Source organism: Flavobacterium xizangense (genome assembly GCF_054075145.1).
The window spans coordinates 758,549-775,167 of the sequence record NZ_JBSIPG010000002.1; the positions used below are offsets into that span (position 1 = coordinate 758,549).

A 16,619-nucleotide genomic window follows, 5' to 3' on the forward strand; every position below is an offset into this window, starting at 1 on the left:
TAACTCTACAAAGATTGGCGACATTCTGCATGGAGTCACTTGCGAAGATTCCTCGTTCCTCGGAATGACAAAATTACGGTTAGAAAATAACAAACCCGACAGCTTTCAAAAACTGTCGGGTTTTACATTTTATAAACTAAGTTTGATTCTTATTTCAAACCAGCCAAACTCTGCTCGATTGTAGCAATTTTTGCCAAAGCATCAGCTTGTTTTTGTTTTTCAATATTTAAAACTTTTTCCGGAGCTCCATTTACGAATTTCTCGTTTGAAAGTTTTGCTTCAACAGATTTCAGAAATCCTTTTGTGTAATTCAATTCTTCTGTCAGCTTTTTGATTTCAGCTTCAACATCAATATTTCCTGTAATTGGAATGAAATATTCATTTGATTTTACACGGAAAGACAATGCTCCGTCCACTTTTTCAGAAACATATTCGAAAGCCGAAACGTTTCCTAATTTCGTTACAACTGAATCAAAATAAGTCGAAAGATTTTCACTGTTGATTCCTTTTAATTCGATTGCATCTTTAAACGGAATATTTTTATCTTTTCTGATCGTTCTGATTCCAGAGATTACTTCAATTGAGTTTTCAAAATCTGAAATCAATTTTACATCAAAAGGCTTCAATTCCGGCCAAGTTGAAACAATTAAAGCTTCTTCCGGAGCTCTTTCAGCAATTAACTGCCAAATTTCCTCTGTCAAGAAAGGCATAAACGGATGAAGTAGCTTCAAGTTACTTTCTAACATTTCGATCGCTTTCGCGAAAGTTACGCTGTCAATTGGCTGTTGATAAGCCGGTTTGATCATCTCTAAAAACCAAGAACAGAAATCATCCCAAACCAATTTATAGATTGCCATTAATGAATCTGAAATTCTATACTTCTCAAAATTATCTTCAATATCAACTAGAGTCTGCTGTAATTTAGCTTCGTACCATTCGATCGCTACTTTTGATGATTCTGGCTGTGGAATAGTTTCTGAAACTTCCCAACCTTTAATCAATTTGAAGGCATTCCAAATCTTGTTTGAAAACGCTTTTCCTTGATTACATAATTCCTCATCAAACATAATATCGTTTCCTGCAGAGGCGCTTAAAAGCAATCCTACACGAACACCATCAGCTCCAAAAGCATCGATCAAATCTAAAGGATCAGGAGAATTTCCTAATGATTTGGACATTTTACGGCGTTGTTTATCACGAACTAAACCAGTTAAATATACGTTTGTAAATGGTTTTTCACCAGCATATTCGTAACCTGCAATGATCATTCTCGCAACCCAGAAAAATAAAATATCCGGACCAGTTACTAAATCGTTTGTTGGATAATAATATTTATAATCTGCACTTTCCGGATCCATAATTCCACCGAAAACTGACATTGGCCAAAGCCAAGAAGAAAACCAAGTATCTAAAGCATCAACATCTTGTTTTAAGTTGTCGGTTGTTAGTTGTTGGTTGTTGGTTCTTTCTTTTGCTAAAATTAATGCATCTTCGATATTTTCAGCAACTACGAAATCTTCTTTTCCGTCTCCATAATAATATGCCGGAATTTGTTGTCCCCACCATAATTGACGAGAGATATTCCAATCGCGAATGTTGTTTAACCAATGCGCATAAGTATTTTCAAAACGTTTTGGATGTAATTTAATATCTCCCGTTTCTAAAACTGATTTAATGGCCGGTTTCACCAAATCTTCCATTTTCAGGAACCATTGATCGGATAATCTTGGTTCGATTACAGCTTTTGTTCTTTCAGAAGTTCCAACTTTATTTAAGTGAATTTCTGTTTTTGCTAAAGCGCCAATTTCCTGAAGTTCTTTTTCAATTTCCTTGCGAACAACAAAACGATCTTTCCCTTGATAGTGTAATCCGAAGCTGTTTAAAGTAGCATCTTCATTAAAAATATCAACGATTTCAAGATTGTGTTTTTCTCCTAACGTTTTATCGTTCATATCGTGCGCAGGCGTCACTTTCAAACATCCTGTTCCGAATTCTACATCTACATATTCATCTTCGATAATTGGAATTACTCTTTCACAAATAGGAACGATTGCTTTTTTACCTTTTAAATGTGTAAAACGCTCATCGTTTGGATTAATACAAATTGCAGTATCTCCAAAAATAGTTTCCGGACGCGTTGTCGCAATTGTCAGGAAATCTTCTGAACCTTCAATTTTATATTTTAAGAAAAATAATTTCCCTTGTTGTTCTTCGTAAATAACTTCTTCGTCAGATAAAGTTGTTTTTGCTTCCGGATCCCAGTTAACCATTCGGTATCCTCTATAGATTAAACCTTTGTTGTATAAATCAACAAACGATTTAATTACAGAAGCCGACATATCAGGATCCATAGTAAATTTGGTACGTTCCCAATCGCATGAAGCACCTAATTTCTTAAGTTGTTCCAAGATTGTTCCGCCATATTTATCTGTCCATTCCCAAGCGTGTTTTAGGAATTCCTCACGAGTCAAATCGTTTTTATTGATTCCTTCCGCTTTTAATTTCGCCACCACTTTTGCTTCTGTAGCAATTGATGCGTGATCCGTTCCCGGAACCCAACAAGCATTGAAACCTTTAAGACGCGCTCTACGAATTAAAACATCCTGAATTGTATTATTCAACATATGTCCCATGTGAAGGACTCCAGTGACGTTTGGCGGAGGGATTACAATGGTGTACGGTGTTCTATGATCTGGTTCTGAATGAAAATAATTGTTTTTCATCCAGTAATCATACCATTTACTCTCAATCGTCTTAGCGTCAAATTGTGCTGGAATTGTCATTTATATATGTTTAATCGTTTATTTGTTTAACCGTTTAATCGGCTTTGATCATTGGAATGCAAAATGAACTTATTTATTTGTTTTTTGTTTTAAAAACATCGTTTACAAATTAATCATTACGATCAAACAAATAAACGATTAAACAGTTAAACAAAAAATTGGTTCAATTTTTGTAATTATAACTTACAGCAAAAGTAAATAATTAAAGACACTATAAAAAGCGAATTATTAATTTGTGTGTTAATTAAAAGAATGTATATTTACTTACAATTTAAAATAATTTCAAATGAAAAATGTTGCCTCTTTTATTGCAATAATGTTGTTTAGTGCAATCGGTTATTCGCAAAACGGCCCAAAAATTGAATTTGCAGCCCAAGACAATACTATTGATTATGGAAAAATTTCGAAAAGTGATAGTGGAGTACGCTCCTTTGAGTTCACAAATACTGGTGATGCACCACTTATGATTATTGGCGCTGAATCAACTGTGAGTTCTATTGTAGTTACTAAACCAGCTACTGCAATTCAGCCTGGAAAAAAAGGAAAAATTGATGTAAAATATAATATGGCTTCTGGTCCAATTCGTAAAACAATTACCGTTGAAACCAATGCTGTCAATTATCCTGACGGAAGAGTAGCCTTAAAAATTAAAGGTGAAGTTTTATAAAAACTAAAATCTTAAAATACAAAAAGCCGTTTCTAAATTAAGAAACGGCTTTTTCTATATGTATTTATTTGCAATTAACTGAATCAAATTTATATTTTACGCGTTCAAAATCAATTGGTTTATCTTTAACCAAATAAGTTACGCCCATTGTTGTCTGCATAGTTCCGTTTCCTAAAATAAGCTGTTTGCCACGCTTCAAAAGTGCCATTGGATTTTTAAACTTTGCATTATTATTTGTTCCATCAACAAAAGTGTAATCAACAAACAAAGTATCGCCATGGAATTCTCCTGCAATTTCCCCTTTTTTTAAAGGCGAAGATGCTACATTCATTGTCATATCTCCACTTATTTTTCCGTTTTTCAGTGTATTCAATTGAAGGTCTAAAGTATCGTTTTCATAAATTGCCTTATAACATTCTGTACCAACAATTTTTTCACCTTCAGCTTTAGCGGCCGCTTCGGCTTTTTGTTTTTCCTCATTTTTACAGCTTTGAAGTCCAACAAAAGACAAAAGCAGACATGACAGCACTATTTTTTTCATAATTGAATATTTAAATTTCATATAAAAATAAATAAAAAAGAAGCCAAAAAAAAGGCTTCTCTATTAAAATATATTTTTAATAAACTTGAATTTCATACGAAAGAAAAACAAGTTTGTTTTCAAACTTACAACTTCTTGATTACAAATTCAGATCTTCGGTTTAATTCATGATCTTCTTCTGAGCAAGCATCGTCGGTTTTGCATTTTATAATAGGAACCGATTCTCCATAGCCTTTTGCAGAAACTCTGCCTGCATTAATCCCTGACTGAATTATAAATTCTCTGGTCGAATTTGCTCTTTTTTGAGAAAGCTCCTCATTAAATTTAGCATTTCCGCGTGAATCGGTATGCGAACCAATTTCGATAACCATTCCTGGATATTTATTCATCAAAGCAACTACTCTTCCTAAAACCACTTTGGATTCTTTACGAATGTACCACATGTTGTAATCAAAATAAATAGGATCAGTTTTTATAATCAATCGGTCTTTATCATCTTTTACAACATCTTTTTCCTGCTTTAAAATCTCGGTTACTTTCTCCTTTTTCTTGATTTCTTCGGCTTTTATTTCATCCGCTTTTGCTTTTTTGGCCGCTTCATTTAATGCAATAATTGCCAGTGCTTCTTTTTTCTTATTTTCTTCTTCTAAAATAAGCTCTTGCTTTCTTTTGTTTTCAGCAAGTTGTTTTTCTTCTAATTTTATTGCTTCTAATGATTTTAGTGCCAATGAACCATCGTTTGTTGCATTTCTGGTTTTTCCAATTTCCAATGATTTTGATTCATTGGTGTATTTTTCTTTAAAAGCAACAATAGTATACGAACTTTCGCAAGCAACAGTAAAACTGAATTTTCCATCGGCTGGAACCGTAATTGTATTCAAAGTCTTTTTAGCAGCATCCTGAAGGATTACAGTAGCATTTTCAAGAGGCAAATTAGTATCTACATCTGTGATTGTTCCAGCAATAAACTGTTTACAATCTTCAACAATCAGATCTTTCGTTTCTTTGAATTGGTAAATATCGTCACTTCCCTTTCCTCCTTCTCTGTTTGATGCAAAAAAGCCTTCTTTTGTATCCAAATTGATTGTAAAAGAAAAATCATCCAAATTAGAATTTAACGGCAGTCCGATATTTACTGGTTCAGAATATTCATTTCCTTTAATTTCCGAAACAAAAACGTCTAGAGACCCATAACCCAAATGTCCATCTGAAGAAAAATAAAGTTTGTTATCTGCAGAAATAAATGGAAACTGTTCTCTTTTATCGGTATTAATAATTGGACCTAAATTCTTTGGCGTATCAAATGCGCCTTTATTAATATTTACCGAATAAATATCAAAAGAACCCATAGATCCCGGCATATCTGAAGCAAAATATAAAACTTTTTCATCCACGCTAAGCGCGGGATGTTCCACTGAATAATTTGGACTATTGAATGGAAGCGACACAATATTTGTCCATTTTCCGTCAACTAATTCGGCTCTGAAAATTTGAAGATTCGAGATTTTCTGATCGTTTGTTTTTCGGGTTTTATTCTTCGAATTATTTCGGGTAAAATAAACCGTTTTGGCATCTTTTGTAAAAACAGCATTTGATTCGTGCATTCCGGTTTTTAATTCCGATGCAAAATAATTGATATTGGGTTCAGCCGAATTAATGTCGTTTAGAGGAACCGAAACTAAATTTAAATAAGTTTCATTATCCCATTTGAATCTTTTGTCAAATATTCCTGGCTTAAGTTTTACAGCAGCAAAAACTAAATTTCCGTTGTACGGAACCGCTCCAAACTCAGAATTTGGAGTATTGAGCGCAAGATTTTTGATTTCAAATCGATTTCCTATAGCCGAAACATTTTCAAGTTCTTTCAGTTCATTTTTAAAATAAATTGAATCTTTGCCATTGGTCGATGAAGCATAATATTGTTTCAAAGCTGCATTTGCATCAACAGAACTATTTGTTGCTTTTAAGGTTTGTGCATATCTGAAATAATATTCGCGATTTAAATCCTTATTATAATTTTGAAATAAAAGTCGGTAATAACGCTGGGCTTTTACTAAATTATTAGTGTAATAATAAGAATCCGCCAGATTTTTTATAACTTCTTGTGAAGGTTTTTCTTCGGCTAATTTTTCATATAAAATGATGGCTTCGGTATAAGATGTCTTATCAAAGAATCGCTTGGCTCTGGCCAATTCCTTATCTTGGGCGTTTATAAATTGTATTGAAAATACGAATATAATAACTAGTAGCTTTTTCATATTTTTCATTTTAAAAGAATCTAGGTGATTTATCATATCCTTTTCCTAATAAATCCAAATCAAACAACAACATTATTTCATGCGTTCCTGAATTAAACTGGCCTAAATTAGAAAGTGTATAGTCGTACGCATAACCAACTCTCAAAGTTGGTGTTACATTAAAATTAAACAAAGCGCTCACCGAATCATCAATCCTGTATGCTGCACCAAATTCAAACTTTTCGTTATACAAAACATTTGCTGTCAAATCAATAGAAACTGGAGCACCTTTTACAAATCGTGACATAAATGCTGGCTTCAGTTTTAAATCATCATTAATTTGAAAAACGTACCCTCCGGTAAAAAACATATGGATTTCTTCAGCTCCAAAAGCATTAACTCCTGACTTTTCTTCGATATATTTAGATTTTATCAAATTTGGAGCAGAAAATCCGACATATAAATTATCTCTAAAATAATAAGCTCCAACACCAATATTGGGCTTTGTGGCGTTTATATTTTCTGAAAAAGCAATATCAGTTGCGGGATCACTAAATTTAAATCCGTTAAAATTCGTCTGCATTGATGATACTCCGGCTTTCAGACCCAGCGAAAGTTTATTTTTTCCTCCTAAATCCAATACATAAGCAAAATCAGCATAAATATTATTTTCCTTTTTTGCGCCATCGCCAATATCATCAGAAATAAATGAAAGACCTACTTCAACTTTTTCTGACAAAGCTGTATGTCCAAAAAATGTAAAGGTTTTTGGCGCTCCTATTGCCCCAACCCACTGTGTTCTGTATAGTCCTCCAAAATTCATCATTAAAGGAGTTCCAGTTGCATAAGCCGGATTTACAACACTCATATTGTACATATAGTGTGTGTAGTCTGGATCCTGTTGTGCTGAAACAGTCGTTAAGCAAAAGAGAAAAGTTATATAGAGTACTATTTTTTTCATTTGAATCATATTAAATATTGCAAAAGGAATTATCGGTTTAAATAAAGGCGTCCTTGTATTGGAGGTTTATTGCCTTTATTAAACTGGAGTGTATAAAAATAAACTCCGTTTGGCGCTATTCCATGAGCAAATCCGCCTGTCTCCCAATTGGTTCCGTCCCAACTTGCTTTGTCTTTAAATCCTTCATACATTCTATTCCCGTATCTGTTGAAAATTTGCAGATAATAGTTAGGAAACAAGAAATCAATATTAGGAATTACGAAAGTGTCATTCACGCCGTCACCATTTGGCGAAAATCCATCAGGAATGAAGAAATCAGGAGGAACAGTATCGCAATCAGTTAATGAAACAATAACTTCCAGACTGTCATATGAAAGACAATTTTCTGTTGTTGAAAAATCAAATCCATAATACTTTTGTTTATCAACTAAAACAGTTGAAGCAGGCAAAAGAGTTCCTCCTTTTGGCGCATCATACCAAACTACTGATGAAGGCACATTTGTATTATTTGATAAACTTGCTAGTGTTGGGGCATCTAAACCACAAAAATTCTGTCCGCCAGTATTTAATTCCGGTGCCGGAGTATCTCTTAAGGTGACTTTAATCATTGTTGCAGGCGAAGTACAAGATAACGTAGTTTCGGTCACATATAAGGTTTCATCTTTAAGAAGATAGGTATTTGCGAGCGGCGTAGTCAGTGTTGGTGAGTTATACCATTTAAATTGCGGTCCGCTAGGTGCTAAATTGCCAATAATTGCCCCTTCAGACTTGCAAAATGACTGATTTGTTGAAACAGGAGCAACCGGAATAGGATTTATTGAAAAAGCTGCAGACACAGTACTTACCGGACTATCACAACCTGTAATATTGTTTTTTACATTTTCAATTTTGATTGTGGTTGAGCCTGTATTAGCAAGCAAAGTTGCTGGAATTACAAAACTAGCATTGCCACTTATAGGAGATAAAGCTATTGTTTGTACCGGAGTAACATTGCTGTTTGAAAGCGAATAGGATAATGTAACATCTGTTAAAGTTCCTAAACCGGAAATCGATGCTGTTACAGGTGATCCAAAGCATACTGTTGCAACCTGTACTCTTAAATTTGAGGTATTAGGTAAAGGATTTACGATAATATTGCCTTGTACATTTGCCGAATTTGTACAACCAGAAATTGTATGAGTAATTTTAACAATTTTAATAGTTCCACTTCCGCTCTGCGAATTTAAAATGGCTGGAATAAAAAAGGATGCATTTCCTCCCGAAAAAGTCGTAGATGCTGTTTGAGACGAGGCATTATTAACGCCTGAAATGTTGTATAGAATATCATAAGTTCCATCAACAATTTTTACCGCATCGGTAATCTTAACTTCTGTAATTGTATTTTGGCAGGTGTTTACAGGTGTTATTTTTGCACCCGTTAAATCTGGAATTGGATAAATATTTACAACCTCAGAAAGATTGTTAATAATATTTTGACATGCTCTTAAACTATTTGTAAGATAAAGATTTGTAATTGTTACCGTATATTTCCCTACTTGCTGAAAATAATCTGATTTTAACGGGAAAACTAAAATACCATTAATAAAATTTGCTGGCAACGTTTCGCTGCCACCATTTGGACCAGAAACAGTAAATGAAACATTATAATCTCCATTTGGAATTGCAGCTGGACCTTTGGTAATTGTTCCTGTATAAGTTGCTGTAGATATTTCGGTTTCGCAAATATTATTGGCATCTATTTTAAGTTTTGCTCCAGTAAAATCCAGTTTTTGTTCTAATGCTATTCTAACAGTTGTCTGTTCATCAGAACAAATTGGGTTTGTAGATTTTACTGTATATCGATAGTCATAATTACCTGGTCCTCGATTATTATAAATCCTTTGAATATTTACAGAATGATCTCCTACAAAAGTCAATTCGCCAGTATTGCTAACTTCAGACCAAGTCCCACCTGGATCTTGACCCGAAATAGAATTAAATAAATCATAATCTGCATAAGCCGATAATCCATCACTAGCACATAATTTTAAAACTTGAGTGTTACCAGATTTTGGAGCCCTAAAAATTGTAACAACTGCGGTTGACGACATAGCTGGACAAGTTCCTATTGCAGGCATTGTATAAGTGTACTGAAAAGTTCCTTGCATATCAGTTACATTCACAATAGACTTTACATTTTGATTTGTAGTATCATTATGCCATTGTCCATTTGAGTGCGGACCTATAAATAATCCATTAAAGGCAGAAAAAAGATTAAATTCTTCAATAGCACTACAAACAGAAACATTTGGAGAAGTCACTCCTGAATATCCTCCAATTGTTACCGCAACAGTTGCTGTATTATCAGGACAAAGCCCAATTCCGTCAACTGTATAAAGATATCTAAAAGTACCACTTCGGCGAATCTGCTGTGCATTTAAAATTCCTGTGTCTACATCTAAACCGCCAGAATCATCCACATCTGTCCAAACACCGCCTGAAAGAGGAGAACCTGTAAGTTGTGCATATAAATCAATGGCTTTGCTACTTGCCGCTGGAATATCACAAACCGTTAATGTTCCATCTTCACCTGCGCATTGTGCATAAATTTTATTTGGGATTACAGATAAAAAAATAAAAAAAAGAAAGACTCGAAGGAAATTAATGTATTTTTTGACCATAAAATTATATTTGGCTAAACATTATAATTTTGAAGCACCATGTGGACAATAAAATAATTTAACAATTATTTTATCACAAAAGTGTAATTACGTTTCAAAAATAGTCATTCTATTGATTATGACCCAAAAAACTTTCTAAAATGTCTTTCCTTACAGTTCATCTTCAAGTCTAAATCTGAATTTTAAAATCAAACTGTCTCGTTCAACTTCTAAGTTTATCCATACATCTTCTTCCGACTTTAAAAGGCTGTTTATCTGTTGTAGAGAATATTTATATGGCACTGCGTTATTAATGCTGACAATGATATCACCTTTTTTTAAACCACATTTTTCGGCTGCAGATTTTTTTCTAATATTCACAATTTCATAAACGGGTTTTAATGAAAATTTATATTTGAAATTATCATCTTTTTTAGCATCATAACTTACGTCCGACATAGAATTCGCAACCTGTACTGTTTCTAAATGAACCGTTTCCTGTACCCATTGTAAACCATTATGCTGAACTGTTATTCCGCTCTTGTTATAAGTAAATGGCTCCGAAAATTTACTATTTTTTTTCAGATAAAGCTTTTCATCAGCATAATCTAAAACAAGAGTAAAACGTTTTAAAACCTCACCTCCTATTGAACCAATTCGGCCCGGCACCATTTTCACATTTCGAATAGAACTTGAATCCGGAAATGCAACTATCGGATTTTTAAAATCAAATTCATCAACTGAAAATTTAGCAATTTTTGCACGATGCCCTTCAATATCGCCGCTAAATCCTTTTCCTAAAAAGTCCGGAAAATTTTTCTTTGGCAATTTAATTTTATCATTTTCAAAAATCCAAAAAGCATCACTATTACCGATATCAATCAGCAATTTAGCCGAAATCTTGACACTGTCTACTATTGCGGTTGTAGTTATATAAGGCTTAGACCTTTCAATTGAAATCGGTACTGATTTGAATTTCTTCTCTAGTTTCTCTTTAATAGATTCCTTATTTGGATAAACGTAAATTTTTTTCTTTGAGTAGTTAATTTCAACCAAATTATTCTTGAAAAATTTATATCCAATGATCCCATTGACTGGAATTCCAATATGCGACGATAAGTTAAAATTTTGATCTAAAATAATATAGACTAAGTGTGTGCTAGATTTCAGGCTATGGGTTTCCAATACATTGTTAGTCGACTTCAGCCCTTCGATTTCTTCTTCACTGCCTAATCCTCTAAGCTTGATTTTTACAACATTATTAAAACTGATTTCTTTTTGCTCTTCCATGCTAAACATAATGGTTTCTTCAACACCAGAATCCAATAGGAAATTCAGCTCTACTCCATTTACTTTTATTGGAATAAAGATGAGATTATTTATCAATTTAAATGGAATTGTGACCTTACTGCTATGACCTTGGATCAAAAAATCATCTTGAGCTTGCATGGTTAAAGATGTTAAAAGCCCAAAAAACAACATGAAATATTTTTTCATTGATAATATTTTAATATAAAATTAATAAAAATATTGATAATTGTTACATTTCCATAACACCTCATAATGTTTACGTTAAATTCGAAAAAAAAATGCAAATTTGCACTTCAATAATTTATACTCATGCCAACAATTTCTCACAAAGGCAGAAACATGCCTGAATCACCGATACGCAAGCTGGCTCCTTTTGCAGATTTAGCAAAGAAAAAAGGACACAAAGTGTATCACTTAAACATTGGTCAACCGGATATCAAGACACCGGAAGTGGCCATCGAGGCGGTAAAAAATATTGATTTGAGTATTATAGAATATAGTCCGTCTGCCGGATATGAAAGCTATAGAAAAAAATTAGCTCATTTTTACCAGCGCCAAAATGTAAACGTTAACACAGAAGACATCATTGTTACAACTGGTGGTTCTGAAGCCTTACTATTTGCGCTGGCCACAATTACTGATCCGGGAGATGAAATTATAATTCCTGAGCCTTTTTATGCTAATTACCATGCGTTTGCATCATCAACAAGTGCTACCGTGGTACCACTTGTTTCAACTATAGAAACTGCATTTGCGTTGCCAAGCATTGAAGAAGTTGAAAAATTAATTACGAACAGAACAAAAGCCATCTTAATTTGTAATCCTGGCAATCCAACAGGTTATTTGTATTCTGAAGAAGAAATTAAACAATTGGCAAGCTTAATAAAAAAACACGACTTATATTTAATTGCAGATGAAGTGTATCGTGAGTTTTTGTATGACGGAAATGACGTTCATTTTTCTGTAATGAATTTAGAAGATGTGGAACAGAATGTCATCATGGTTGATTCTGTTTCTAAACGCTACAGTATGTGTGGTGCAAGAATTGGCTGTTTGGTAACAAAAAACAAAGATGTTTTAGCAACCGTAATGAAATTTGCTCAGGCGCGTTTAAGTCCGCCTACAATTGAGCAGATTGCCTGTGAAGCTGCCATAGATACGCCTCAAAGTTATTTTGATGAAGTAATTTCAGAATACAAAGAGCGTCGCGATACTTTAATTTCCGAATTAAACAAAATTGACGGCGTTATTGTCACAAAACCAAAAGGAGCTTTTTATTGTATTGCACAATTACCAATAGAAGATTCTGATGATTTTGCGCAATGGCTTTTAGAAAGCTATAATTTAAATGGCGAAACTGTAATGATTGCGCCTGCAAAAGGTTTTTATTCAACTCCGGGAATGGGACTAAATCAAGTTCGAATTGCTTATGTTTTAAATAAAAAAGACCTAATTACGGCGGTAAACATATTAAAAGAAGCTCTTTTAGTTTATAACAAAAAATAAAAATTAAATACATTATTCTAAAATCTGTTTTAACTTCAATGTTGAAACAGATTTTTTTTGTTTCCTCTTTTCTGAAAATAAGCTTCAAAATAAACTTCATATCATTTAGTTCTTAGTAATTTAGCTATAGCTTTTAAAAACATTTAACATGAAAAAGTTAATTGTAATATCATTTCTCTTTCTGATATCTGCATCTGCTATAAATAAAAATAGCAATGATGTAAAAAATGGTTTTAAAGACAAACATTCTTTAAATCTTAAAAATGAAGGAATTGAATATTATCGGCAAGAAATTAACCGCGCTATTTCATTATTAAAAAAGAAAAAGAAATTCATAGACTTAGAACTCCCTAACATCGAAAAAGTACAAATTCTTTCTATTGCCTTTCCCGAAATACTACGATACGATTCTTATTCTGATTATTTAGAAACTTCTTCAAACAGAATTTTGTATGTCAACAAAGGAAAAGAAGCATCTGATTTTTCCACAGGTTATTTTCAGATGAAACCTTCATTTTTAGAAGATTTAGAAAAGTATGTTGCTAATACTGAAAGTCTAAAACCCTATCAATGGATCCTTATTGAAAAGAAAGATGAAAAAGAAGCCAGAAAAGAAAGAATAAATCGTTTGGCAAATTTACAATGGCAACTGCGATATCTAAAAGTTTTCTGGTTTGCTGCCGAATATAAATATCAAAATATTGATTACAAAAGTACTGAAGAAAAAATCAGATTTTATGCAACAGCATATAATTACGGATTTACAAAACCTGAAAATGAAATAAAAAAATACCAATCTGTGAAAAAATTTCCTTCTGGAGAAAATACGGACGGCCATAAATTAGCATTTGCAGATTTTTCTATTGATTTTATACAGACTTATTCCATTTTTTTCAGATAATAATTATTGACAAACAAAACTAGAATCGAACAGTGTTAATTTAAACTATATCCAAAAAGGATCGATTAAATAGTAAAAACGATAGAAAAGGTTTGCTTTTTATTAATTATCTTTACCGCCTTAAAAAGATATACCCATTATAATAGTAGTTTTTAATGATAAATAACGAAGATTTTTTAGACGAAATTGGTGACAGTCACTTCAGCAGTAATGCAAAAAACCCTTTAAGAGCGGACGCTTTTGACATAACTGATGAAGAAAAAATAGAAAAAATAAAAAAAGATGTTGAAAACATTCTACAAACACTTGGAATGGATTTGACAGACGACAGCATCAAAGGAACTCCAAACCGAGTTGCTAAAATGTTTGTAAAAGAAATTTTTGGCGGTTTAAATCCTTCAAAACAACCAAAAGCTTCTACTTTTGACAATAATTACAAATACGGTGAAATGTTAGTAGAGAAAAACATTACCGTTTATTCTACTTGTGAGCACCATTTATTACCAATTATTGGACGCGCTCACGTTGCTTATATTTCAAGCGGTAGAGTCATTGGACTTTCTAAAATGAACCGTATTGTTGAATATTATGCAAAAAGACCTCAGGTTCAGGAACGTTTAACAATGCAGATTGTTCAGGAATTACAAAAAGCGCTTGGAACAGAAGATGTTGCCTGCGTTATTGATGCAAAACACCTTTGCGTAAATTCAAGAGGAATTAAAGACATTGAAAGCAGCACAGTAACATCTGAATTCGGTGGAAAATTCAAAGACGCTCAAACGAAAAGAGAATTTTTGGACTATATCAAATTAGATACTCAATTTTAGTTTAATCGGTAAATCGTTAATTTGTTTAATCGCTTCATCACTAAGTCTAAATTTCGATTAAACGATTAAACAAATCAACAATTAAACAGAATAAAGAATGTACGTTTTTTCATTTGAAAAGCTAGAAGTTTGGTAAAATGCAAGAATGCTTATTTTGGAAATTTATAAATTAACTAGTAAATTTCCATCAAATGAAATGTTCGGAATAACTTCTCAAATAAAAAGAAGTTCATCTTCAATTGCGACAAATATTGCAGAAGGAACTTCGAGAAGTACGAATAGAGATAAAGCATATTTTCTGACGATATCTTATTCATCTGCAATGGAAACCTTGAATCATTTAATTATTTCAAAAGATTTAAATTACGTTTCAGAAACAGAATATATTGCATCTAGAGAAAAAATTGAAAAAATCTGCAATCAAATAAATAATCTAAAAAAATACTATCTTTCAAAAGAATAAATCCGTTCAAAACGATTAAACGGTTAAACATTAATTTTATGCCATTATATACAACACAACCGCTAAAAATATACAATTCACTTTCGGGTGAAAAAGAAGATTTCAAACCAATCCATGAAGGAAATGTTGGAATGTATGTTTGTGGACCTACCGTATATAGTAATGTTCACTTAGGAAACGTAAGGACTTTTATGTCTTTTGACGTGATTTTCAGGTATTTTTTACATCTGGATTACAAAGTACGTTATGTGCGTAATATCACAGACGTTGGACATATCGTGGACGATGTTGATGAAGGTGAAGATAAAATTGCTAAAAAAGCACGTTTGGAACAATTAGAACCAATGGAGGTTGTGCAACGATATACTGTCGATTTTCATGATATTCTAAAAGCTTTCAACTTTTTACCACCAAGTATTGAACCAACTGCAACGGGTCATATTATTGAGCAAATCGAAATTATAAAAAAAATTATCGATAAAGGAATTGGCTATGTTGCCAATGGATCAGTTTATTTTGATGTTGTAAAATACAACGAAACCAATAATTACGGAATTTTAAGTGGCCGTAATATTGAAGATATGCTTGCCAATACTCGTGATCTTGATGGACAGTCAGACAAAAGAAACCCACAGGATTTTGCACTTTGGAAAAAAGCAGAACCAGAACATATCATGAGATGGCCTTCACCTTGGAGCGACGGTTTTCCGGGCTGGCATCTTGAATGTACTGCAATGAGCACAAAATACTTAGGAAATCATTTTGATATTCATGGAGGCGGAATGGATTTAAAATTCCCTCACCATGAATGCGAAATTGCACAAAATGAAGCCTGCACAGGACAATCTCCGGTAAATTACTGGATGCATGCCAATATGCTTACCTTAAACGGAAAGAAAATGGCAAAATCTACTGGAAATAATATTTTGCCAGGTGAAATTTTAAGCGGAGACAATACTATTCTGAGTAAAGCATTTTCTGCTTCGGTAACTCGTTTTTTTATGCTCCAGGCACATTACAGAAGTATTTTGGATTTTTCGGATGATGCTATTACTGCAGCTGAAAAAGGATACAAAAGATTAATGGAGGCGCTTGATGCATTGCCTGCTATTTCAGCAAGTAATACGAGTTCTATTGATTTTGGAGCATGGAAACAGCTATGCTACGACGCAATGAACGACGACTTCAACACGCCAATTTTAATTGCACAATTATTTGAAGGTGTTCGTTACATTAATTTATTAAAAGACGGAAAGGAAACCATTTCTGCCGACGATTTGAAAACATTTACAACTGCGATCAATGCTTTTGTTTTTGACGTTTTAGGCTTAAGTGACGAAAAAGCTTCTGACAGCAATAACGATAAATTAGAAGGCGTTGTAAATATGCTTATCGGAATGAGAAATCAAGCCAGAGCAGATAAAAATTTCGCTCTTTCTGACCAAATTCGTGATCAGCTTATCGCTTTAGGAATCCAGTTGAAGGACGGAAAAGAAGGAACAAGCTTTTCTATATAAAAAGTCATTTCATAAAAACCATGAAAGCAATCACTCCATTTATTTTATTAGTGCGCTTTTATCAAACCGCCATTTCGCCCTTTACACCAGCGTCATGCCGTTTTGAACCAACATGTTCAAGCTACATGATTGAAGCACTTCAAAAACATGGATTATTTTATGGTGGCTATCTCGGAATGAAACGTATTTTAAGCTGCCATCCTTGGGGAAAAACAGGGTATGATCCGGTTCCAGAAAAGAAATGTTCACATAAACATTAACTTTTT

General features: G+C 33.2%; 13 protein-coding genes. 7 read left to right on the forward strand and 6 right to left on the reverse strand.

Annotated features, from left to right (window positions below; translation table 11 throughout):
• Positions 1 to 149: 149 nt before the first annotated feature.
• Positions 150 to 2,783, reverse strand: a complete 2,634-nt coding sequence (locus ACWA1B_RS08930; protein ID WP_456906055.1) for a valine--tRNA ligase — start codon at positions 2,781 to 2,783, stop codon at positions 150 to 152.
• Positions 2,784 to 3,069: 286 nt separating this feature from the next.
• On the opposite strand from ACWA1B_RS08930, the gene ACWA1B_RS08935 reads away from it, so the two are divergent.
• On the forward strand, positions 3,070 to 3,450 hold the full coding sequence (locus ACWA1B_RS08935; RefSeq protein WP_456906057.1) for a DUF1573 domain-containing protein: 381 nt from the start codon (positions 3,070 to 3,072) through the stop codon (positions 3,448 to 3,450).
• 64 nt (positions 3,451 to 3,514) lie between these two features.
• On the opposite strand, the gene ACWA1B_RS08940 is transcribed toward ACWA1B_RS08935, so the two are convergent.
• The 5 genes from ACWA1B_RS08940 to ACWA1B_RS08960 all read right to left on the reverse strand — a co-directional run bounded on the left by ACWA1B_RS08940 (position 3,515) and on the right by ACWA1B_RS08960 (position 11,325).
• Positions 3,515 to 3,991, reverse strand: coding sequence for a hypothetical protein (locus ACWA1B_RS08940; RefSeq protein WP_456906059.1), 477 nt, complete (start codon positions 3,989 to 3,991; stop codon positions 3,515 to 3,517).
• Between the two features lie 125 nt (positions 3,992 to 4,116).
• A complete protein-coding gene (locus ACWA1B_RS08945; protein ID WP_456906061.1) occupies positions 4,117 to 6,249 on the reverse strand; it encodes an OmpA family protein in 2,133 nt (710 codons plus the stop codon).
• A gap of 10 nt (positions 6,250 to 6,259) precedes the next feature.
• The gene (locus ACWA1B_RS08950) at positions 6,260 to 7,189 is read right to left on the reverse strand and encodes a PorP/SprF family type IX secretion system membrane protein (protein WP_456906063.1); all 930 of its coding nucleotides are present in this window, start codon (positions 7,187 to 7,189) and stop codon (positions 6,260 to 6,262) included.
• A 29-nt stretch (positions 7,190 to 7,218) separates the two neighbouring features.
• Positions 7,219 to 9,849, reverse strand: coding sequence for a gliding motility-associated C-terminal domain-containing protein (locus ACWA1B_RS08955; RefSeq protein ID WP_456906065.1), 2,631 nt, complete (start codon positions 9,847 to 9,849; stop codon positions 7,219 to 7,221).
• Positions 9,850 to 9,999: 150 nt separating this feature from the next.
• Positions 10,000 to 11,325 carry a PDZ domain-containing protein gene (locus ACWA1B_RS08960; RefSeq protein WP_456906067.1) on the reverse strand — a complete coding sequence of 442 codons (1,326 nt, stop codon included), beginning with the start codon at positions 11,323 to 11,325 and terminating at the stop codon, positions 10,000 to 10,002.
• 123 nt (positions 11,326 to 11,448) lie between these two features.
• Between ACWA1B_RS08960 and ACWA1B_RS08965 the strand changes: the two genes are divergently transcribed.
• The 6 genes from ACWA1B_RS08965 (at position 11,449) to yidD (ending at position 16,613) form a co-directional block, all read left to right on the forward strand.
• Positions 11,449 to 12,645, forward strand: a complete 1,197-nt coding sequence (locus ACWA1B_RS08965) for a pyridoxal phosphate-dependent aminotransferase (RefSeq protein ID WP_456906069.1) — start codon at positions 11,449 to 11,451, stop codon at positions 12,643 to 12,645.
• Between the two features lie 148 nt (positions 12,646 to 12,793).
• Positions 12,794 to 13,546 carry a hypothetical protein gene (locus tag ACWA1B_RS08970; protein ID WP_456906071.1) on the forward strand — a complete coding sequence of 251 codons (753 nt, stop codon included), beginning with the start codon at positions 12,794 to 12,796 and terminating at the stop codon, positions 13,544 to 13,546.
• A gap of 155 nt (positions 13,547 to 13,701) precedes the next feature.
• Complete coding sequence (gene folE / locus ACWA1B_RS08975) at positions 13,702 to 14,373, forward strand: GTP cyclohydrolase I FolE (RefSeq protein ID WP_142449692.1); 672 nt, start codon at positions 13,702 to 13,704, stop codon at positions 14,371 to 14,373.
• 145 nt (positions 14,374 to 14,518) lie between these two features.
• Positions 14,519 to 14,836 (forward strand): four helix bundle protein, encoded by a 318-nt coding sequence (locus ACWA1B_RS08980; protein ID WP_456906073.1) that lies wholly within the window; start codon positions 14,519 to 14,521, stop codon positions 14,834 to 14,836.
• A gap of 38 nt (positions 14,837 to 14,874) precedes the next feature.
• A complete protein-coding gene (gene cysS, locus ACWA1B_RS08985) occupies positions 14,875 to 16,353 on the forward strand; it encodes a cysteine--tRNA ligase (RefSeq protein WP_456906075.1) in 1,479 nt (492 codons plus the stop codon).
• A 20-nt stretch (positions 16,354 to 16,373) separates the two neighbouring features.
• Positions 16,374 to 16,613 (forward strand): membrane protein insertion efficiency factor YidD, encoded by a 240-nt coding sequence (gene yidD, locus ACWA1B_RS08990; RefSeq protein WP_456906077.1) that lies wholly within the window; start codon positions 16,374 to 16,376, stop codon positions 16,611 to 16,613.
• The last annotated feature ends 6 nt before the right edge of the window (positions 16,614 to 16,619 follow it).

Coding starts and splice junctions, on each gene's coding strand:
- ACWA1B_RS08970 (WP_456906071.1), top strand. CDS start 12,794: ATGAAAAAGTTAATTGTAATATCATTTCTCTTTCTGATATCTGCATCT.
- ACWA1B_RS08980 (WP_456906073.1), top strand. CDS start 14,519: ATGCTTATTTTGGAAATTTATAAATTAACTAGTAAATTTCCATCAAAT.
- ACWA1B_RS08950 (WP_456906063.1), bottom strand. CDS start 7,189: ATGAAAAAAATAGTACTCTATATAACTTTTCTCTTTTGCTTAACGACT.
- ACWA1B_RS08955 (WP_456906065.1), bottom strand. CDS start 9,849: ATGGTCAAAAAATACATTAATTTCCTTCGAGTCTTTCTTTTTTTTATT.
- ACWA1B_RS08965 (WP_456906069.1), top strand. CDS start 11,449: ATGCCAACAATTTCTCACAAAGGCAGAAACATGCCTGAATCACCGATA.
- ACWA1B_RS08935 (WP_456906057.1), top strand. CDS start 3,070: ATGAAAAATGTTGCCTCTTTTATTGCAATAATGTTGTTTAGTGCAATC.
- yidD (WP_456906077.1), top strand. CDS start 16,374: ATGAAAGCAATCACTCCATTTATTTTATTAGTGCGCTTTTATCAAACC.
- ACWA1B_RS08945 (WP_456906061.1), bottom strand. CDS start 6,249: ATGAAAAAGCTACTAGTTATTATATTCGTATTTTCAATACAATTTATA.
- ACWA1B_RS08940 (WP_456906059.1), bottom strand. CDS start 3,991: ATGAAAAAAATAGTGCTGTCATGTCTGCTTTTGTCTTTTGTTGGACTT.
- ACWA1B_RS08930 (WP_456906055.1), bottom strand. CDS start 2,783: ATGACAATTCCAGCACAATTTGACGCTAAGACGATTGAGAGTAAATGG.
- cysS (WP_456906075.1), top strand. CDS start 14,875: ATGCCATTATATACAACACAACCGCTAAAAATATACAATTCACTTTCG.
- folE (WP_142449692.1), top strand. CDS start 13,702: ATGATAAATAACGAAGATTTTTTAGACGAAATTGGTGACAGTCACTTC.
- ACWA1B_RS08960 (WP_456906067.1), bottom strand. CDS start 11,325: ATGAAAAAATATTTCATGTTGTTTTTTGGGCTTTTAACATCTTTAACC.